General features: G+C 33.6%; 19 protein-coding genes. 8 read left to right on the top strand and 11 right to left on the bottom strand.

What is annotated here, in order from left to right; genetic code table 11:
* Positions 1-3 precede the first annotated feature (3 nt).
* The 3 genes from hsdR to IR010_RS01770 all read right to left on the bottom strand — a co-directional run bounded on the left by hsdR (position 4) and on the right by IR010_RS01770 (position 4,232).
* The gene (hsdR, locus tag IR010_RS01780) at positions 4-2,448 is read right to left on the bottom strand and encodes an EcoAI/FtnUII family type I restriction enzme subunit R (RefSeq protein WP_194601071.1); all 2,445 of its coding nucleotides are present in this window, start codon (positions 2,446-2,448) and stop codon (positions 4-6) included.
* Between the two features lie 183 nt (positions 2,449-2,631).
* Positions 2,632-3,441 carry an SDR family NAD(P)-dependent oxidoreductase gene (locus tag IR010_RS01775; protein ID WP_228515056.1) on the bottom strand — a complete coding sequence of 270 codons (810 nt, stop codon included), beginning with the start codon at positions 3,439-3,441 and terminating at the stop codon, positions 2,632-2,634.
* A 203-nt stretch (positions 3,442-3,644) separates the two neighbouring features.
* Positions 3,645-4,232 carry a TetR/AcrR family transcriptional regulator gene (locus IR010_RS01770; protein ID WP_194601068.1) on the bottom strand — a complete coding sequence of 196 codons (588 nt, stop codon included), beginning with the start codon at positions 4,230-4,232 and terminating at the stop codon, positions 3,645-3,647.
* A 503-nt stretch (positions 4,233-4,735) separates the two neighbouring features.
* On the opposite strand from IR010_RS01770, the gene IR010_RS01765 reads away from it, so the two are divergent.
* Complete coding sequence (locus IR010_RS01765) at positions 4,736-5,227, top strand: GNAT family N-acetyltransferase (RefSeq protein WP_194601065.1); 492 nt, start codon at positions 4,736-4,738, stop codon at positions 5,225-5,227.
* A gap of 2 nt (positions 5,228-5,229) precedes the next feature.
* Positions 5,230-5,736, top strand: coding sequence for a MarR family winged helix-turn-helix transcriptional regulator (locus IR010_RS01760; RefSeq protein ID WP_194601048.1), 507 nt, complete (start codon positions 5,230-5,232; stop codon positions 5,734-5,736).
* Between the two features lie 210 nt (positions 5,737-5,946).
* On the opposite strand, the gene IR010_RS01755 is transcribed toward IR010_RS01760, so the two are convergent.
* The 6 genes from IR010_RS01755 to IR010_RS01730 all read right to left on the bottom strand — a co-directional run bounded on the left by IR010_RS01755 (position 5,947) and on the right by IR010_RS01730 (position 10,611).
* Positions 5,947-7,497: a DHA2 family efflux MFS transporter permease subunit gene (locus IR010_RS01755; protein ID WP_194601045.1), complete on the bottom strand. Its 1,551-nt coding sequence runs from the start codon at positions 7,495-7,497 to the stop codon at positions 5,947-5,949.
* 84 nt (positions 7,498-7,581) lie between these two features.
* Positions 7,582-8,025, bottom strand: a complete 444-nt coding sequence (locus IR010_RS01750; RefSeq protein ID WP_228515054.1) for a PaaI family thioesterase — start codon at positions 8,023-8,025, stop codon at positions 7,582-7,584.
* 122 nt (positions 8,026-8,147) lie between these two features.
* Positions 8,148-8,738 (bottom strand): TetR/AcrR family transcriptional regulator, encoded by a 591-nt coding sequence (locus IR010_RS01745; protein ID WP_194601042.1) that lies wholly within the window; start codon positions 8,736-8,738, stop codon positions 8,148-8,150.
* A gap of 149 nt (positions 8,739-8,887) precedes the next feature.
* A complete protein-coding gene (locus tag IR010_RS01740; RefSeq protein WP_194566398.1) occupies positions 8,888-9,295 on the bottom strand; it encodes an ester cyclase in 408 nt (135 codons plus the stop codon).
* Positions 9,296-9,371: 76 nt separating this feature from the next.
* The gene (locus tag IR010_RS01735) at positions 9,372-10,217 is read right to left on the bottom strand and encodes a helix-turn-helix domain-containing protein (RefSeq protein ID WP_194601038.1); all 846 of its coding nucleotides are present in this window, start codon (positions 10,215-10,217) and stop codon (positions 9,372-9,374) included.
* Positions 10,218-10,266: 49 nt separating this feature from the next.
* Positions 10,267-10,611 carry a winged helix-turn-helix transcriptional regulator gene (locus tag IR010_RS01730; protein WP_029269920.1) on the bottom strand — a complete coding sequence of 115 codons (345 nt, stop codon included), beginning with the start codon at positions 10,609-10,611 and terminating at the stop codon, positions 10,267-10,269.
* Positions 10,612-10,828: 217 nt separating this feature from the next.
* Here IR010_RS01730 and IR010_RS01725 point away from each other — a divergent pair, with 217 nt between their 5' ends.
* The 6 genes from IR010_RS01725 (at position 10,829) to IR010_RS01700 (ending at position 16,149) form a co-directional block, all read left to right on the top strand.
* Complete coding sequence (locus tag IR010_RS01725) at positions 10,829-11,572, top strand: SDR family oxidoreductase (RefSeq protein ID WP_194601035.1); 744 nt, start codon at positions 10,829-10,831, stop codon at positions 11,570-11,572.
* Between the two features lie 363 nt (positions 11,573-11,935).
* Complete coding sequence (locus IR010_RS01720) at positions 11,936-12,346, top strand: cupin domain-containing protein (RefSeq protein WP_194601033.1); 411 nt, start codon at positions 11,936-11,938, stop codon at positions 12,344-12,346.
* 141 nt (positions 12,347-12,487) lie between these two features.
* The gene (locus IR010_RS01715; RefSeq protein ID WP_194601030.1) at positions 12,488-13,492 is read left to right on the top strand and encodes an alpha/beta fold hydrolase; all 1,005 of its coding nucleotides are present in this window, start codon (positions 12,488-12,490) and stop codon (positions 13,490-13,492) included.
* A gap of 61 nt (positions 13,493-13,553) precedes the next feature.
* Positions 13,554-13,964 carry an organic hydroperoxide resistance protein gene (locus IR010_RS01710; protein WP_194566390.1) on the top strand — a complete coding sequence of 137 codons (411 nt, stop codon included), beginning with the start codon at positions 13,554-13,556 and terminating at the stop codon, positions 13,962-13,964.
* Between the two features lie 420 nt (positions 13,965-14,384).
* Positions 14,385-15,401, top strand: a complete 1,017-nt coding sequence (locus IR010_RS01705; protein WP_194601027.1) for a sensor histidine kinase — start codon at positions 14,385-14,387, stop codon at positions 15,399-15,401.
* The gene (locus tag IR010_RS01700; protein ID WP_194566386.1) at positions 15,382-16,149 is read left to right on the top strand and encodes a LytR/AlgR family response regulator transcription factor; all 768 of its coding nucleotides are present in this window, start codon (positions 15,382-15,384) and stop codon (positions 16,147-16,149) included. The genes IR010_RS01705 and IR010_RS01700 overlap by 20 nt, the downstream gene beginning before the upstream one ends.
* Positions 16,150-16,220: 71 nt before the next feature.
* Here IR010_RS01700 and IR010_RS01695 read toward each other — a convergent pair whose 3' ends face one another.
* On the bottom strand, positions 16,221-17,006 hold the full coding sequence (locus tag IR010_RS01695) for a DUF1223 domain-containing protein (RefSeq protein ID WP_194601024.1): 786 nt from the start codon (positions 17,004-17,006) through the stop codon (positions 16,221-16,223).
* A 181-nt stretch (positions 17,007-17,187) separates the two neighbouring features.
* The gene (locus IR010_RS01690; RefSeq protein ID WP_194601021.1) at positions 17,188-18,777 is read right to left on the bottom strand and encodes an ABC-F family ATP-binding cassette domain-containing protein; all 1,590 of its coding nucleotides are present in this window, start codon (positions 18,775-18,777) and stop codon (positions 17,188-17,190) included.
* Positions 18,778-18,785 lie beyond the last annotated feature (8 nt).

Below are 18,785 nucleotides of genomic sequence, written 5' to 3'. Positions count from 1 at the left end.
ATTTTATGCTTGTTTATATAATTCGTTTTCTAGTTCTTTTACTGCTTCTAAATACTTTTGCTTATTGCCAAACTCTTTAATAATTTCAAGAGGAGAGCCAAAATCATCAAAAGGTTTTACCCGTAAAACATCAATATTTTCAATATTTTCTACTCCTTCATCAGCATATTTTTCTAATAATGTTTCTAATACTTTACGTGCATTAGCTTCATATTTAGTGAAATAATTTCGCTTCTTTACATTATTTGCACGCTCTTGTCTTGTTAAAGGTTTTTGATCATATGCAACATGGCAAATTAAATCAAATAAATCAACATCTTTGTCAACAGCTTCATATAAAGCCTCAACTAAAATGCCTTGCTCTTGCAATTCTTTTATAATGGCTTCTTTTCTATCAGCTTGATTCCATATCAATAAAAAGTCATTTAAAGAAGCATATTTTCCTTTAATAATTCCTTTAGTGTGATCTTGTAAACTAACAGTTATTGGTTTTCCATTAGAATCAAAATATAATTCACGACTTATTAGAACAGATACATCAATACCATTTATGTATTGTTTTTCTCTTTTTTTGTATTCTGTTTCTGGTTCATTTAATGGGATTCTAATTTTAGGTTCCAATATGATTTCTTCGCCACTTATATCATCAATTATTGGAGAATAATCGGTTTCTTCTTCATCAATGATATGAGTTAAATCAGCTTCTTCAGTAATTGGTTTAACTCGCAATGGATCACCGTCAAAAGTTGGATCAGCAAAGTTATCTGTCGCATTTCTAAAATCCAAAATGGTAAAATAAAGTTTGTCAAACTCTTCATTAATTCTTGTACCACGACCAACAATTTGCTTAAACTTGGTCATCGAATTAATATTAGTATCTAAAACTATTACTTTGCAGGTTTGCGCATCGACGCCAGTTGTCATCAATTCAGAAGTAGTTGCTATAACAGGATAAACTTCTTCAGGATTTATGAAGTTATCTAGTTCACGCTTTCCTTCGTCATTATCACCAGTAATTTGCATTACATATTTATAATTTTCAGAAACTAAATCAGCATTGTGTTTAGCAATTGCGTTACGCATTCGTTCTGCATGATCAATATCTACGCAAAAAATAATTGTTTTAGCAAAACGATCTAAACCTTTTAGATATTCAGTTACTTTTTGTGCTACAATATCTGTACGTTCATCAATAACGAGTTTTTTATCAAAATCTCTTCGATTGTAGATTCTGTCTTCAATAAGATTTCCTTCTATATCGGTTTTCCCTCGTTGTGGTCTGTAACCTTCGGTATCAACATTCAGTGCAACACGAATTACTTTGTATGGAGCTAAAAAGCCGTCATCGATCCCTTGTTTTAAAGAATAAGTATAAACCGGATCACCAAAATATTCTGTATTACTGGTTTCTTTAGTTTCTCTAGGTGTAGCAGTTAGACCAACATGAGTAGCAGTTTTAAAGTATCGTAAAATTTCACGCCAAGAACTATCTTCATTTGCGCTTCCACGATGACACTCATCAATTATAATTAAGTCAAAAAAATCTGGAGAAAAATCTTTGTACGCATCTTCAATCCCTGGTTCATTGTTGGTTAAACCTTGGTATAGTCCTAAAAATATTTCATAGGCTTTGTCTGAAGTGTCAATGCCTCTTTTTTTATTACTAATTAATTCTTCTTTTCCATTATTAAATTCTAAAACTTTCTTTTTAATAATGGTCATTTTATCTTTAAAGTGCTTAAAATCTCCCTTTCTTGTTTGGTCGATCAAAGCAGTTCTATCAGCTAAAAATAAAATTCTCTTTTTATTTCGTGATTTCCATAAACGATATATGATTTGAAAAGCAGTATATGTTTTTCCTGTACCAGTTGCCATCACCAGTAAAATTCTATTTTGACCATTCGCAATTGCTTCAACAGTTCTATTAATAGCATTTTGTTGATAATAACGAGGTTTTCTACCGGAGCCGTCAGAAAAATATTTTTGTAAAGCTATTTTTTCACCTTCAACATTTACAATTCCTTTATACTTTTTATATTTATTCCATAACACTTCAGGTGATGGAAACTCGTCAAGAGATAATTCAGATTCGATTTTGAAGTCATTTGCAGTTTTATCGTGAAATAAAAAACCATCACCATTACTGCTAAAGACACAAGGAATATCTAAAATAGTTGCATAACCTAAAGCTTGCTGAATTCCTGAACCAATAGAATGTTTGTTGTCTTTTGCTTCAATTATTGCAATTGGATTGTCTTGATAATAAAGGATATAGTCAGCTCTTTTTCTTTCACCTCTTGCAGTAAGTTTTCCTCTTACGTATATTTTACCATCTGTAAAAAAGACTTCTTCCAAAATTTGTTTTTGCAAATCCCAACCTGCTTTTAGTAAAGCAGGAGTGATAAATTTTGTACAAATATCCCTTTCTGAAAGATCTTTTTTACTCATAAGATTTATATTACGTAAATAGAATTTTTGCTAAGGTATTGAAAAAAAGATTTTTTTGAATGATAAAAACCGTAAAGGCATTAAATAAGAGAATTTAATATTAAAATACCAAAAAAAACGAGACCATCTCTTCTTAAAAGAAACAATCTCGTTTGCAATCAACTTAAAAAAATCAGAAATAAATTATCCGTGAGCGGCTACAGAAACGTCAGCCCATTCTTCCCAAGTGGCTAGTTTTTGTTCGTAGGTTTGTTTGGCAAATGGCAAAGCTACTTTTCCTAAGAATAGGCGCAGAGGAGGATTTTCGGCTTCGACCAGTTTTAAGATGGCCGGAACTGTAGCGCTGGTTTTTCCGAAAGTATCAGGATCATGTCCTTCTGCAATGGCTTTTTTGATTCCGTCATACGCATCAATGCTTTCGCTGTTGAATCCGTTGCCCCAAATATCCGTAACGTAACCGTTTGGCTCGACCAAAGTCACTTTGATACCAAATTGTTTTACTTCTTGAGCCAAAGTTTCCGTAAGGCCTTCAACCGCAAATTTAGAAGCATTATATAAACCAATTATTGGCAAAGTGGCGATTCCTAAAATAGAAGAAACCTGAATGATATGACCGCTTTTTTGATTTCGCATAATAGGCAATACCGCTTGTGTCAACCATAAAGTTCCGAAGAAATTTGTTTCGAACTGCGCTCTGGCTTCTTGTTCGCTGGCTTCTTCTACCGCACCGTTTAAGGCATAACCGGCATTGTTGATCAAAATATCGATGGCACCAAAATGTTCGTGTACTTTTTGCACTACGGCAAACGATTCTTCGCGTTTGTTTACGTCTAGTTTAAGAGGCAGAATCGCGTCTCCGTATTGCGCTTTTAAGTCGGCTAGGGTATCAATATTTCTGGCTGTTGCAGCTACCTTGTATCCTTTTGCTAAAAATGCTTCTGTCCAGGCTCTTCCGAATCCTTTTGATGCTCCTGTAATTAAAATTGTTTTCATAATTGTGAATTGTTAAAATGTGAGATGTTAGATGTTAGATGTTAAATGTTAGATGTTAAATGTTAGATGTTAAATGTTAGATGTTAAATGTTTTTGTTTTTGTTTTATGTGAGTTGATATATGTTATATGCGCTTTATGATTTTACATTTACAACTAATATTTTATATTTATGACCGAAAGGTCATTTTTTAGAAAAAAAAAATTAGATCGTGTTTTCCTCTATTAAATTTTTTAGGGTTTTGGTGATGACTTGCATTTTTTCGTTGTTTCCTGACATTCTTGAAATTAGATGACCGCCTTCCATCATGGCGAACATTACGGTAGCGAAATCTTCGGCGTTCCAATCAGGTTTAAATTCTCCTTTTTCGATGCCTTTTTTAATGATACTTCCTAGTAATTGCTGGTTGTATTTGATACCGCTGTTTACTTTTTCTTTTACGATTGGGTTGGTATCGTCAGCTTCTGTACCGAAATTCAATAACGGACAACCGCCTATTACTGGAGGATGCACGGGATTACTGAAAAAATCGATATAAGCAAATAATTCGGCTTTTGCTGTTTTGCTTTTTGATAATTCAGAATGCAGTTTGTTGCCTAATACTTTCATATTATGATCGACAGCAGCGCAAGCAAGAACTTCTTTGTTTTCAAAATGAACGTACATGCTTCCTTTAGACAATTTCGTAGCCTCCATAATATCGCTCATAGAAGTTGCTGCAATCCCTTTTGTATTAAAAATGGGTGCGGCTTTTTCTATAATAAATTGTCTGGTTTCTTCCCCTTTTGCCATGATCGTTTTATTTGATCTTTTGTAGATTGAAATAAATTACGGTACAAATATATGACCGATTGGTCATATATGCAAATTTATTTTAGATTTTGTGAAAAGTTTTACATTTAAAGAACGGGAAAATTTTAAAAATATATTTAGTTTTTGAAATTTTTCTCTCCCAGATTTGGCAGATTCAGCAGATATTAAATTATTTATCTTATGTTTTAAATGAATTAAACTTTGTGTCTTTGCGCCTTCGTGGCATATTATGTTTAGTTTATGAAGTTTTTTCTCTCGCAGATTTGGCAGATTAAGCATTTTAAATTATTTTATCCTATCTTTTAAATTTACACTTTGTGTCCTTGTGTCTTCTTGGCATATTAAGCAGATATTAAATTATTTATCTTATGTTTTAAGTGAATTAAAACTTTGTGTCTTTGCGCCTTCGTAGCAAATTTTTAATAAAAATAATTGCATTTATGTATTTAACTACGTAGTTTTGTGATATAAATATTTAAGCTATGAAACCAGTTATTATTCCGATTGAAAATAAATATGCAGATGCTATTATAGATTTAGTTTTAAACATTCAGCAAAAAGAATTTAATGTTGCCATTACATTAGAAGATCAGCCTGATCTGCTAAACATTACCAACTTTTATTACGCCAGCGGTGGCGGATTCTGGGGCGCTTTTGTAAATGATGAATTGGTTGGTACGATCGCTTTAGTGAAATTTAGCGATCACGAAGCCGCAATAAGAAAGATGTTTGTAAAGAAAGAATTTCGAGGCAAAGAATTTTCGATTGCACAACAGCTATTGCAGACTTTAATTGATTATTGCAAAGAAAATCAAATTGATGATTTATATTTGGGAACCGTATCCATATTAGAAGCTGCTTTGCGTTTTTATGAAAGAAATGAATTTGAGCGTATTGAAAAAGAAGCGCTTCCAAAATCATTTCCTGTAATGAGTGCCGATAATGTTTTTTGCCATTTACCACTAAAAAAATAAGAATGAATATTATAGACGAATCAGGAATATTAGCTATTTCGACACGATTGCAGCGTTTGAGCGAGCAATTGCGTAAAGACGGCGCGCTGTTATACAAATCATACGATATTGATTTTGAGCCAAAATGGTTTCCAGTTATTTATACCTTGCATCACAAAGGGGTTTTGAGTGTTGTTGAAATTGCAAATGAAATTGGTTATACCCATCCTTCGACTATTAGTTTATTGAAAGAACTCGAAAAACAAAAACTGATTCGGTCAAAAAAAGACAAAGTAGACGAGCGCAAACGGCTTTTATTGCTTACGCCAAAAGGCGAGGAGCTTATTTTAAAAATGAAACCGGTTTGGGATGTTATGTCTACGGTTCTTTCTACAATTGCAGATAACCAAAATAATTTGCTTCAAGCAATTAACGAAGCCGAAAATAAAATAAGCCAGCAGAGTTTTTTGCAAAGAGCGCTGCAGTTGAAGGGTGAAAGTAAAGAGCAAAGAGCAAAGAATAAAGAATAAAGAATAAAGAATAAAGAATAAAGAATAAAGAATAAAGAATAAAATAGAGTTATTGATCAAAGCTTCAAGGTTTTATGCCATATCTGCATAGTCTTGAAGCTTTGCTAATAACTTTTTTTCTTTTTAGAGCAACAGTTTTGTTTGTTTAAATGAGTGAAACGCCTTTATACATCACAAAAAATTATGTTTCTATATGTTAAAACAACTATTTTAATGATCTGAAATAATAATGTTGGTTTTCGGTTTTTTTGATCTGTTCATTACCAGCAATAAAAGAGGCAGTGTAAAAACAAAAAAGAGTCCGACTAGAAAAAAAGCATCTCTATAACTTAGTAATGAAGATTGTTTGGTTACAATGTTTTCCATTAATTTGAGGGCTTTCAAGCGCGATTCATTATACGTAAAACCTCTGTGCTGAAAATAATTGATGTACGCATTGATTCTGTCCATCGCTCTACTATTGTCTGGAGTAATGTTTGAAACCAATTCGTTTCGATGCGCCGCATATCGATGTACAATATAGGTATTGATGATCGAAACGCCGAAAGAACCTCCTAATTGACGCATCATATTGTTGAGCGCCGCACCTTGTCCCACATCTTTATCATCAAGAGATGAAACGGCCAGCATCGTCAGCGGAACGGTTAATAAAGCCAATCCCAAAGCTCGGAAAATAAGCGCTGTTGCTACTTCAAAAGCGCTGGTTTCTAGTGATATTCCGGACATTCTCCAATTAAAATAAATAAACAAAAGAAATCCAGCTGCAATAATAAGAACAGGAGAAACGCCTTTCTGCAATAATGTGCCGCAAAGTTTTAGTGCCAAAAGTGCAAACAAAGCGCCAGGAAGCAAAAGCAAGCCCGTTTGATAAGGCGAAAAACTCAAAAGTCTTTGCGCTACAACAGGACTGATGTAAATCGAAATAAACATTCCGAATCCGGTGACGAAAGTCAGAATGGCAGCGATGCTTAACGATTTGCTTTTAAGTACGCGCAGATTCACAACAGGTTTATCGACTTTCAATTCCCAATAAATAAAAGCAAGCAAAGTCGTGGCAGCAATTACACTCAATATAATAATATATCGGGTTTCGAACCAATCTTCGACTTCGCCGCGTTCTAAAACCGTTTGCAGCGAACCAACGCCAATTGCTAATAGAGCAATTCCTGTCCAGTCGACTTTTGTTATTTCGGGTTTTACAGGAGGTTCTTTCAACAGAAAATAACATGAAATTGCGACTAGAATTCCAAGCGGAATATTAATCAAGAAAATCCACGGCCAATCATAGTTTTCGGTAATATAGCCTCCGAGCGTTGGCCCAATGGTGGGTCCGATAAAAATTCCGGCTCCAAAAATGGCTCCCGCAGTCGATTGTTTGTCTTTTGGAAAAAGTTCAAAAACAATAACCTGTGAAATTGATAATAAAGCGCCTCCGCCAATGCCTTGCAGAAATCTAAAAAAGACCAGCATCCATATATTCGACGCATGGCCACACATAAAAGAACAGAATGTAAACAAAACTACAGATCCAATATAATAATTGCGTCGCCCAAGATTAGCGCTCAAAAAACTCGTAATGGGAATAATGATCACATTCGCAATCGCATAAGCAGTAATAACCCAGGAAGTATCTTCTAGTGTTGCGCCAAGATTACCGCTCATGTGAGATAGCGCTACATTGACAATAGAAATATCAATAAGTTCCATAATCGCAGCCAAGATAACTGTGATGATTAAAAGTTTTCGGTGTAGTGGTGTCATAATATTTAATTATACCAATTGGTATATTTTTAATTAAAAAAAGGGAAAGATTGAAATTTGGAATTTAAGATTTTGCATTTCCATTTAAAGCTCTTGCTTGATAGCATTTGTTTTAAAAAGATTAGAATATGCCGTTGCAATTAGTCTTGTTTGGGCTTCATTCCAAATTTCGCATTGTGCATTTACAAATTGTCTTCCTTTTTTGATGATAGAAGTTCGTGCCAAAATAATATCGCCAACACGGGCAGGAGCAAAGTAATCGACATTGAGATTTATGGTCGTATAAAAATTTTCTTCATCTGAAGAAAATAGTGTAGCGCCAATACAATCGTCAGCAATTGCAGCTATTACACCTCCGTGAAGTGATTTAATCGGATTGGACATTTCTTCTCTGACTAGGTATTTAAAAGTTACACTGCCATTTTCAGCAGCAAGAACAATGGGTTTCATCCAAAGCATAAAAGGTGAAGGCGAAGCCGTAAATTCTCTGTCAATGTGATCTTGAAGTACTTGTAGTCTAGTTTTCATTTGCGTTTTAAGTTATGAGTTATGGACTTATGTTATATTAAAAATGTTAATTCAAAATTCATATTATTTTATACCGTTTGGTATATTTTAATTGCTAAAAAAAGCAACCTATCTTTATTGCTTTATTCTAAGTTTTCTATGATTTGAGTTACAGAGAGCATTAAACTTGATAAATCTTTTAAATTACCGGTTACTTTCGTAATCATCACTGCGCCTTCGATCATGGCAATAATGGTTAATGCGGTTCTTTCAATATCAATAGATTTTGCTTTGAATTCGCCGGCAATAATCCCTTGTTCTATAAAATGCATTAGTCGTTCTTTCCAAAACAAGATTACTCTTTCCACACTTTTTCTAAGTACCGGATGCGTGTCATCTGCCTCAGAAGCTGTATTCAGAATCGGACAGCCTCCTTGAGTAACTCTTAAGTCATAATAATGAGAATAGAGGCGGGGATAAACTAATAGTTTGCCTTTAAAAGTGTTTTGTTTTTCAAGTTCGGTTGCAAACGCATCTTGAAGTTTCTTTATATTAAATTTGAAAGCAGCAAGAGCAACTTCATCCTTGTTTTCAAAATTGCCGTAAATACTTCCTTTTGTAAGTCCGGTTGCCTCGGTAATATCACTCATCGAAGTACCGCTGTAGCCTTTCATATTAAAAAGTGGAGCGGTTTTTTCTATAATAAATTGCTTGGTTCTTTCAGCCTTGCTCATGATAAAGAATGATTTTAGACTGCAAATATATACCAATCGGTATAATTAATTATTGTTTTTGTAGATTATTTTTATCTAAATAATGTACAAACTGAAAAAAGGAGGTTTCTAAACAATAGAAACCTCCTTTTTCTGGTACTTCACTTTTATTAATGTAACGATTGAATAACGGAAGCAAAATTATTTTCACCCCAATGTTCTTTTAGTTTTCCATCAAAAACTGTAAAAATATCGATAACTTTTATAGTTATTTTTTTACCTGTTGCAGGCTTTCCAAAAAGCGGACCTGTATGAATTCCGGTTATTTCTTTTCGGGTTGCAACCTTATTATCTTCCGCAACCATATCCAAAACTTTTACTGTAACGTCTGTTAAAGCAGTATGAATAATAGCAGAGAAAAAATAAATAACACCGTCAATTTTGTTTGACATTCCTTCCGGCGCAGAGTGATTGATAAAATCAGTCGCAGCAATTTGCTGAAAAAATGCCATGTCTCCTTTTTCGATTACCTCTTTATTGTATTTTAGAAGTAAATCCTTGTTTTGTGCTGTGCTCATAATAGATAATTTTATAGCACAAAGTTATTCTGAGAAAGCGGGAAACTGATAGCGCAAAAAGATCATATTCCTGTAGCTAAAAGTTCATGTAACTGTAGTTTTTTGGTAATTTTCCAAAATGAGATTTAAAAGCCTTAGAAAAGCTGGAATGGTTTTCATATCCTGCCTTTAAATATATTTCGCTTGGTTTCGATCCGTTTTTTAATAAGGCTGCTGCAGTGATGAGTCTTTGTTCCTGCATCCATTTAGCCGGCTTTTCATTATATATTTTTTGGAATTTACGTTTGAATGTAGACACACTCATGTGGCAAAAAAAAGCAAGTTCGCTGACCGAAAAATTATTAAAAATATTTTGCTGTGCTACATTCTGAATCCTTTCTTCAGGTGTTTTTGCTATGGAGACGTTTTGAAAATTATTAAGCTCCTCCGGAAATCGCAGGCAAAGATAAACCAGCAGTTCATTTAACTTGGCAACCTGCATTGATTCAGTAAAAATGGGATCATATATCAGAGATTGGACAGTGCTGATAAAATTATTAAGATAATCATCTTTTGGTACTAAAATATTCGGTGTTTTTTTAGAAGCATTCTTAGGAAATTTAATGTTATTGCGCACTGCATCTTGCAAGAACTCATCATCAAAAAAAACAAGTATGCTTCTTATTCCTGGGTTGCCATTTGGTCGTTCTGTAAAAATGTAATTTCCTGCAGAAAGCAATAATATGTTAGCCGGATTAATTTGAATGGGTTTGCCGTCGCTGTAAATATGCTTTTCACCCTGCATGATCAAACTGATCATGTGTTGCGTTAACCGGCTTTTGCCTTTTACAAGTGGCGCATCTGAAACATAGGGAACAAAACTTAATTTAGGTTTTGTGTTTTCTTGGTCTGCAATCTTATCTGGCATTAATACGTAATCCATATTGTGTTTTTAAAAGTGCTTCCTGTAAAAATAGCCAATTTAATGCCTTTTATATTTTCTCGTGTTGTTTTTTGATATGGTTTCTGTGTGAGATTCCCCATTTAATCATCTCAGAAATTATAGGTCCAAAAGATTGGCAATAGGGTGTAGATTGATACAGTATCGGTACTTTGGCATCTCGGTCTTCGGTTCTTTTAACCAAATTATTCATTTCCATATCCTTTAATTCTTTCGAAAGCATTCGTGAAGTAATACCCGGAATACTTTGCTGAATTTCTTTAAAGCGACTATTTCCATTACAAATGGAGTTGATGATAGGCAATTTCCATTTACCGCCCAAAACGTATATCGTATCCTGAAGTGCTCGAACTTCTTCTTGTTGATTTCTTTCCATCGAAATTTATTTTATACTAAGATATAAAAACATTTTTTTCCACCATATAAGTAATATAAGTTCATTTAAAGTCAATGTTGAGTTTTAGCTTATATGGTTTAAAATCAATTGCAAGAATAATACATATGTTGAAAATATTGATATACTCCATGATACCGTCGCAAAAGCAATATGTTTTCGAATCTAACTTTGTCTCGTTAATTTAAACACATTAAAAATGGAAAATTTAAAAAATAAAGTTGCTGTAATAACAGGCGGAAACAGCGGTATTGGTTACGCAACAGCAAAACAATTAAAAGAAGAAGGCGCAACTGTTATCATTACTGGAAGAAGAAAGGACGCAATCGAAAAAGCTGCTTTAGAGTTAGGCGCACATGCAATTGTTGCAGATCAATCGCGTATTTTGGATATCGAAAACTTGGCTTCAAAAGTAAAACAAGATTTTGGTCAAGTTGATATTCTTTTCATAAATGCTGGAATTACGGGGCAAACAGCAATTGAAGACGCGACAGAAGTTTTATTTGACAGTATTTTCAATATTAATTTTAAAGGAGCCTATTTTACCTTAAGCAAATTCATTCCAATTTTAAAAGATGGTGCATCAGTTGTGTTTCTTTCTTCTAACACGGCAAGTATGAGTTATGCAAGCACGTCAATTTATTCATCTAGCAAAACGGCTCTCAATGCAGTTATGAAAATTGCAGCTTTAGAGCTGGCTCCAAGAAAGATAAGAGTGAATTCGGTAAGCCCGGGTCCAACAGAAACAGAAATAATGAAAAAAGTAGGTTTAAATGAAGACGAAGTTACAGCTTTGATGAGTGCAATTGTTGATAAAATTCCGCTAAAGCAAATGGGAACTGCAGAGGACGTTGCTAAAATGGTTTCGTATTTAAGCAGTGATAAAGCAACATTTATTACCGGAGCAGATTTTATTATGGATGGAGGAATGGTTTTAGCTTGATTTTAATTGATTCAAGTTTCAGGTTTCATGTTTCAAGTTTCAAGTTTCAAGTTTCAGGTTTCAAGTTTCAAGTTTCAAGTTTCAAGTTTCAAGTTTCAAGTTGAAATGGAGATAGAAATCTAACTTCAAAGTTCACAAAGATTACGCAAAGATCGCAAAGTATATTTAGATATGTTTTGCGGTCTTTGTTTATAAAGTACCTCATATAAAATCTTTGCACGTTTGCAATAAAATTACAAAGTAATCTTAATTCCCATTTCACTATGTCCAGTTCAGCTCTCACTTTGTCTGTTTGGACTATTTTCTCATTTCAGAAGATCTATTACTGAAATACTTTTGACCAATAAATTAATATAAAAAATTATGAAAACAGATAAAATTTTCAGTTTACAGGGAATTGCTATTCTTATTTTTATCGCATTAGTAATGCCTATTACCGTTACAGCACAAATTAAAGGCATTAAACGCACGGATTTGCAAAAACACGACATAAGTGTCACTGGAAAAGAAACAGTGCAAGCACGCATCGATTTTGAACCCCATGTTGCTTTTGGTAAACATTCGCATCCCGGCGAAGAAATCATTTATGTTCTAGAAGGTACTTTAGAATATCAAATTGAAGATCAAAAGCCTATAGTACTTACCGCAGGAGAAGTGCTTTTCATTCCGGCAGGTCAGATTCACTCAGCTCAAAACCATAGTAATACAAAAGCTTCAGAGTTGGCAACTTACATTGTCGAAAAAGGAAAGCCAATTCTTGTAATGAAACAATAAATCAGAATTTTCAGGTTTCGGTCAGCCTGTTTCAATCTTCACTTTGTCCGGTTGAGTTATTTTCTGATTGTATTGAGAGTATTACCAGAATACTTTTGACGAATAAATTAACTACTAATCAACTTATTAATAACTAAAATTATGAAAACAATAGTGAATACAATTGCTCTTAAAGCAATTTTAATAATAGTGATGTTCCTGACAACAGCAGTAATACAGGCGCAGAAACAGAATATAGAAGTAAACCCTTCACTCGGAACATTAAAACAAATCAATGCCGGTTTATTAAATGTAGGTTATACAGAAGCTGGACCTTCAACCGGAACACCAGTAATCTTGCTTCATGGCTGGCCTTACGATATTCACAGTTATGAAGAAGTGGTTCCGATTTTAGTTTCAAAAGGATATCGTGTAATTACGCCTTATTTAAGAGGATCGGGTACCACAACTTTTTTATCAAAAGATACTTTTAGAAACGGACAGCAAGCCGCTCTGGCAAGTGATATTATTGCTTTTATGGATGCGCTTAAAATTGATAAAGCTATTATTGGCGGTTTCGACTGGGGTGCGAGAACAGCTGTAGTTATGGCGGCACTTTGGCCAGAGCGCTTAAAAGGATTGGTTTCTGTCAGTGGTTATCTGGTTGTAAATCTCGAAGCTAACTTAAAACCATTGTCTCCGAAGGCCGAATTAGGATGGTGGTATCAATATTACTTCGCGACTGAAAGAGGGAAATTAGGCTACACACAAAATACTTATGAGTTTAATAAACAAATTTGGCAAATAGCTTCTCCCTTATGGAAATTCAACAAGTCAACTTACGATCAAACTGCTCAATCATTCGACAATCCAGATCACGTGGCGATTGTAATTCACAATTACAGATGGAGACAGTCGCTTGAACCTGGAGAATCTAAGTACGATAGTTTAGAGAAACGTTTAGCTTCGAGACCAGCAATTAGAGTTCCGACAATAACGATAGCGAGTGATTTTGATGGCGCTTACGCGGATGGAAAATCCTATGCAGACAAATTTACAGCAAAATACGAGCATCGAATTTTAAAAGGAATTGGACATAACGTACCGCAAGAAGATCCTAAAGCATTCGCACAAGCGATTATAGATGTGGATGGACTTAAGAATTAGAAATTTAAATTAAAAAGGGTCAATATCAATCAAATCAAATAATCTAAAATTAAAAAAAATTATGGAAACAAAAGTTTTATATACAGGAAAAACACACACTACAGGCGGACGGGAAGGAGCATCTAAAAGCTCTGATGATCAATTAAATATTAAATTGAGTTCTCCGGGATCATCACGTCCGGGAACCAATCCAGAACAGCTTTTTGCTGCGGGCTGGTCTGCTTGTTTTATTGGCGCATTGGGAATAGCTGCAGTAAAACAAAATATTAAACTTCCTGCAGATACTGCGGTTGATACTGAAGTAGATTTATGTGTTGCAGAAGGTGAATATTCTTTGCAAGCGCGTCTGAATGTCAGTCTTCCGGGTCTCGATAAGCAAACTGCGAAAAAACTAGCCGATGAAGCGCATCAAACTTGTCCCTATTCTAAAGCAACAAAAGGTAATATTAAGGTTCAAATAAATATCTTGTAATATATTTTAATTAAAAAACCTCTTCGATTGTTGAGGTTTCTTTTATTAATTTTTCACAAAATGAAGCGATAAAACTTCAATGCAACAGCAAAATTCAACTTTAATAAATGCACAAAACAATAAAAATTATTGCAAAATAAATTCCACCAAACCTAATTAAAGATCCTTGCGAACTCAGCAATTAAATTTGCTTAAAAAGCGTGTTTTTATGCCTCTGACGAAATGTCAGTATGTGATTATTTGTTTTATTAATCTATTGATAACCAAATATTTTTAATATTTAATATAAAGCTTTTATTTATCTTTAATACCATCTCTGTTATCCTTGTTGAAAAAAATATAACCTAAGAAATCAAGATAAAAAATCCTTTCAAAAAAATCATATCTTTGACAAAGTAAGATAAAAATCAACTATCAAATATGGAAAAAACAAAACGCTTTCAGGTTTCCAAAAAGGTTATTTGGGGAAGTTCTATTGCACTTGCCATTCTTGCCTCGATACCAAAATTATTTGATGCCGATTCAAAGTTTGGAGACATTGTCATCAATTCTTCAATTACGTTGCTTTTTTCTATTTTTATATGGTATTATAATATTTACAGCCTTCCTAAATTTTCATCAAAGCGCACGAATACCAGTTTGTTTAACTGGAAACTTCTATTTAGTGTTGTAATGGGAATTGTAGTTATGGTTTTACTGGTAATTGGGCATCAAGAGCTTTTTGAGATTTCTAAAATGGATGCGCCAATCATGTTCGAACTGCGTGGTGTTTTAATAAATTTGATTGTGTATATGTTTTTGCATTTGCTTTTTCAAAATTATCAGACGCAGCAAATGGGACTTGAACTTGAGCGTACGCATGCCTTAAATCTTGGCGCGCAGTATGAATTATTAAAACAGCAGGTAAATCCGCATTTCTTATTTAATAGTTTAAATACCTTAAAATCAATGGTGGATATTCAAGATCCGCAGAGTTCTGATTTTATTTTGAAATTATCTGATTTTTACCGCTTTACACTAGATAGCCGAAAGTTAGACTTGATATCGCTTCGAGAAGAAATCCAAATTTTAGATTCGTATGTTTATTTACTGAAAGCCCGCTTTGAAGATGGTTTTGTTTTGATAAATAATGCTGATCAAAGACAATATGATGCCGTTATTCCGCCCTTTACTTTGCAGTTATTAATAGAAAATTGTATCAAACATAATGTCGTTTCTTTAGATAAACCTTTAGAAATTAAATTATATACTGAGAATGATTTTTTAGTGATTGAGAATCCGATTCAGCTTAAAAGAGGCGTTTTCTCAACTGGAGTTGGTTTGGATAATATCAATCAGCGTTTTATGCATTTGGTTCATAAGGAAATCGAAATTGAAAAAAATGAAACTATTTTTAAAGTAAAAATACCACTGATTTATGACTATCATAATAATTGAAGATGAGGTAAAAACGGCCAAAGCACTTGGCCAGCTTATTTTGAGTATCAGGCCTGATGCTCAAATTTTGTCGTATATACAAAGCATAGACGGAGCAGTAAGTTATCTGTCAGAAAATGATCAGCCAGATTTGATTTTTATGGATATTCAGCTCGCAGATGGCTTGTGTTTTGAAATTTTTAAAAATGTTGAGGTCTTGTCGCCTGTAATATTCTGCACTGCTTTTGATGATTATGCGATTGAAGCTTTTAAGTCGAACGGAATTGATTATGTATTGAAGCCTTTTTCCAGAGAAAGCATCGCACAGGCAATTAAAAAAACTGGCGAACTGAAGAATTTCTTTCAAAGAAATAAAAAAATGATACCAGATTTCGAATATTTATTGACTAGAACTGGCGAGAATAAAGGAAAAAGCAGTTTCTTGGTTTTTAAAAACAATAAATATCAAACCATTATGACAGAGAATATTGCGTTTTTCTATATCAAAAATGAAACGCCAACGATTATGACATTTGATAAAACAGAATATCAAATTAATCAATCACTCGATGAGGTTCATAAATTGTTATCGCCAATACAATTCTTTAGAATGAACAGGCAATATTTAGTTAATTTTTCGGCAATTAGAGAAGCTGAGCATTATTTTTCGCGTAAATTAATTATCAAACTAACAATTCCGACCGAAGAAAAATTATTGGTAGGAAAAGAAAAAGCCACAGCATTCCTAAGCTGGCTAGAAAACAGATAAAAATCAAAATCCACTGATCATAAAACAATAATCAGTGGAAATCTCTTAAAAAGTTAATCCACCGCTTAGTTTTATTTCAAGTTAATCTTAGATATTGCCAAAATTTTCCCGGTAGCATTATTTTGAATAAACCCAATGATCTCGAAATTGTTTAAATCAGAAGGTTTTAACATTGTTATTCTTCCTTCAGTTTTAGTTAGAGGGAAACTTTTGAGCTGTCTCACAATCTGAACATGATGCAAAGTACTTCCTTTATTTTCTCCTCGTTTTACTTTTGAGGTTGCATCTTTTTGAATTACAGCAACAAACAAACTTGAGTTCATAATTTCATTCGCTTTAAAATCAATTTGCAGAGAATCTTTAACCGTATTTGAATTAAGTATTAGATTCCCCGTTTCGTTTGTTTTTAATGCTTCAGAAACCTTTGCGTACAAAGCTTTTTCATCATAACCGGCAAATTCAGAAGTTCCATTTATGATAAACTGAGGTGTATACATAACTTGTAAATTTAACCAATCTTGATATTTTTCCTGGCGTTTCGTAAATTCATTAGAACTGAATTGATCTTTCCAGCCCAGACGATCCCAGTAATCAACATGATAAGCTATCAAATAAATATTTTTGTCTTTGGTTTCAGTTTGAAGTTTAGCCATTAAATTATCAGCGGGAGGACAGCTGGAGCATCCTTCTGAGGTAAAAAGTTCTACAACAGCAAAATTATTGCTTTCTGTAATTTGTAATTTTGTTTTCTTGGTCTTGAATTTTTCTGAAATTTCACTTTCTGGAAACATAAAACAATCTAAACAAAAGAGTGCTGAAAGCGCACTTGCGAATAAGATTAAGATACTGTTTTTCATGATTTTTTTGATTTTAAACTTTAATACTATTTAATTTCATCAAAGGTATAATCACCGTAGTTTAACTGGAATTCAAAAAGCGCCAAACGTCCAAAATAGAAGTTGAATCGTTCCTTTATCACGATAAAAAAACCGGAATATGTATTTAAAATTATTCAAGCTTTTGTATAAATCCTCTGCCTTAACTTAAAGTAAAACTATTCGTTATGCTTATTTCTTCTAAGAAAAAAGCATCGTGAGAAACTACTATTAAAGTACCTTGATATTCATTTAAGGCGGCCGTCAATATTTCGATATTTTGAATATCAAGATTGTTAGTTGGTTCATCTAGAATGATGAGATCCGGCGCCTGATTGGTAATCGTTAAACCGCATAGCATTAATCGCATTCTTTCACCTCCGCTTAAATAACTGCAGGACTTATCCCAATCTGATTTGGTAAACAAAAATCGGTTTAATCTCATTTTAATATCATGTTCTTCTAAACCTTCAGTATTGCTTTGTTGTGCTTGTTCATAAACCGTAAGTTTGTTGTTTATGAGCGAATAATCCTGATCGATATAAATTCTTTCGCAGTCTATTACTTTCAAACTGCCTGATTTTGGCATTATTTCCTCTAAAATAAGCTTAATCAGCGTGGTTTTTCCAGCTCCGTTATTTCCTTTTAATGCAATTCGCTGTCCGCTTAAAATCTGGAAATTCAAATTTTCTCTCCAAATCCATTTTTCATTATAATTATGATTAAGAGATTCGGCTTTCACAATAATCTTTCCTTTATGAAGCCTCGAATGATCTAGTCCAAATTTCATTCTATCGATACTCGGAACTTCTTCACGCAATTCACGCAACTCCTTTGATATTCCGCCAATTTTCTCAGCATGAACACTTTTAGTTTTTGAGGTGCTATTTTCAGCATTATTGCGCAAAGTATTCATCATAATGCGTGCAACTCCGGCTTTTTCTTGTTTCTTTTTTCCTTTGGCATCAGATTTTTGCTGTCTTTCTAAAGTTTCGCGCTGTTTTTCTTTTGCTTTCTGAAGTGCTTTTTCTTTAGCGTGAATATCTTGTGTCAATGCATTTTTATCGATATTTTTTTGTTCCAAATAAAAATCATAATTACCGCCGTACATTCTGATTCCATTAGGCTTTAACTCAAAAGTAGTATAAAGCAAATTCAATAATTTTCTGTCGTGGCTTACAATAAGTATTGTGTTTTTTGACGCGTCTATAAATTCATATAAAAGTTCTCGTCCGTGAAAATCTAAATGATTACTAGGTTCGTCAAGCAGAATCAATTTTGGCTGATGAATCATGATTCCAGCAAGAAATACCTTTGTTTTTTCGCCACCACTTAAAAATTCTAATTTTTGATTTAATTCAAAGTTGGCTAATTGCCAATAATTTAGGGCTTCTGTACAGCGATCTTCAATCGTCCAATCGTCATCATGCAGACTCAAATTTGTTTCGGTTACATTTCCCTTGAGGATTTCCTGAAAAGCGCTAAGCTTTTGATCGATCTGCAAAGCTTCAGCAATTGTTAAATGATTGTATTGTCCAAAAATTTGCGGAATGTAATATGGTACTGAATCAGTTTCTAAAATGCCGCTTGTCGGAAATAGTTCTTTGGCTATAATTTTTAATAATGTTGATTTTCCAGAACCGTTATTGCCTACTAATGCAACTTTGTTGCCGGCTGTGACTGTCAGGGTTATGTTGCTGAACAGCAATTCTTTATTAAAATGTGTATAGGATATATTTTGTAGAATAAGCATAATATCTT

This window comes from Flavobacterium sp. MR2016-29 (genome assembly GCF_015350695.1).
In the GTDB taxonomy this organism is placed as follows: domain Bacteria; phylum Bacteroidota; class Bacteroidia; order Flavobacteriales; family Flavobacteriaceae; genus Flavobacterium.
The sequence above is the reverse complement of the archived record's forward strand: the minus strand, read 5'-3'. Positions and strand labels throughout refer to the sequence as shown.

Excerpts from the sequence above, each read along its gene's own strand:
- hsdR (WP_194601071.1), bottom strand. The coding sequence starts at position 2,448 with ATGAGTAAAAAAGATCTTTCAGAAAGGGATATTTGTACAAAATTTATC.
- IR010_RS01775 (WP_228515056.1), bottom strand. The coding sequence starts at position 3,441 with ATGAAAACAATTTTAATTACAGGAGCATCAAAAGGATTCGGAAGAGCC.
- IR010_RS01770 (WP_194601068.1), bottom strand. The coding sequence starts at position 4,232 with ATGGCAAAAGGGGAAGAAACCAGACAATTTATTATAGAAAAAGCCGCA.
- IR010_RS01765 (WP_194601065.1), top strand. The coding sequence starts at position 4,736 with ATGAAACCAGTTATTATTCCGATTGAAAATAAATATGCAGATGCTATT.
- IR010_RS01760 (WP_194601048.1), top strand. The coding sequence starts at position 5,230 with ATGAATATTATAGACGAATCAGGAATATTAGCTATTTCGACACGATTG.
- IR010_RS01755 (WP_194601045.1), bottom strand. The coding sequence starts at position 7,497 with ATGACACCACTACACCGAAAACTTTTAATCATCACAGTTATCTTGGCT.
- IR010_RS01750 (WP_228515054.1), bottom strand. The coding sequence starts at position 8,025 with ATGAAAACTAGACTACAAGTACTTCAAGATCACATTGACAGAGAATTT.
- IR010_RS01745 (WP_194601042.1), bottom strand. The coding sequence starts at position 8,738 with ATGAGCAAGGCTGAAAGAACCAAGCAATTTATTATAGAAAAAACCGCT.
- IR010_RS01740 (WP_194566398.1), bottom strand. The coding sequence starts at position 9,295 with ATGAGCACAGCACAAAACAAGGATTTACTTCTAAAATACAATAAAGAG.
- IR010_RS01735 (WP_194601038.1), bottom strand. The coding sequence starts at position 10,217 with ATGGATTACGTATTAATGCCAGATAAGATTGCAGACCAAGAAAACACA.
- IR010_RS01730 (WP_029269920.1), bottom strand. The coding sequence starts at position 10,611 with ATGGAAAGAAATCAACAAGAAGAAGTTCGAGCACTTCAGGATACGATA.
- IR010_RS01725 (WP_194601035.1), top strand. The coding sequence starts at position 10,829 with ATGGAAAATTTAAAAAATAAAGTTGCTGTAATAACAGGCGGAAACAGC.
- IR010_RS01720 (WP_194601033.1), top strand. The coding sequence starts at position 11,936 with ATGAAAACAGATAAAATTTTCAGTTTACAGGGAATTGCTATTCTTATT.
- IR010_RS01715 (WP_194601030.1), top strand. The coding sequence starts at position 12,488 with ATGAAAACAATAGTGAATACAATTGCTCTTAAAGCAATTTTAATAATA.
- IR010_RS01710 (WP_194566390.1), top strand. The coding sequence starts at position 13,554 with ATGGAAACAAAAGTTTTATATACAGGAAAAACACACACTACAGGCGGA.
- IR010_RS01705 (WP_194601027.1), top strand. The coding sequence starts at position 14,385 with ATGGAAAAAACAAAACGCTTTCAGGTTTCCAAAAAGGTTATTTGGGGA.
- IR010_RS01700 (WP_194566386.1), top strand. The coding sequence starts at position 15,382 with ATGACTATCATAATAATTGAAGATGAGGTAAAAACGGCCAAAGCACTT.
- IR010_RS01695 (WP_194601024.1), bottom strand. The coding sequence starts at position 17,006 with ATGAAAAACAGTATCTTAATCTTATTCGCAAGTGCGCTTTCAGCACTC.
- IR010_RS01690 (WP_194601021.1), bottom strand. The coding sequence starts at position 18,777 with ATGCTTATTCTACAAAATATATCCTATACACATTTTAATAAAGAATTG.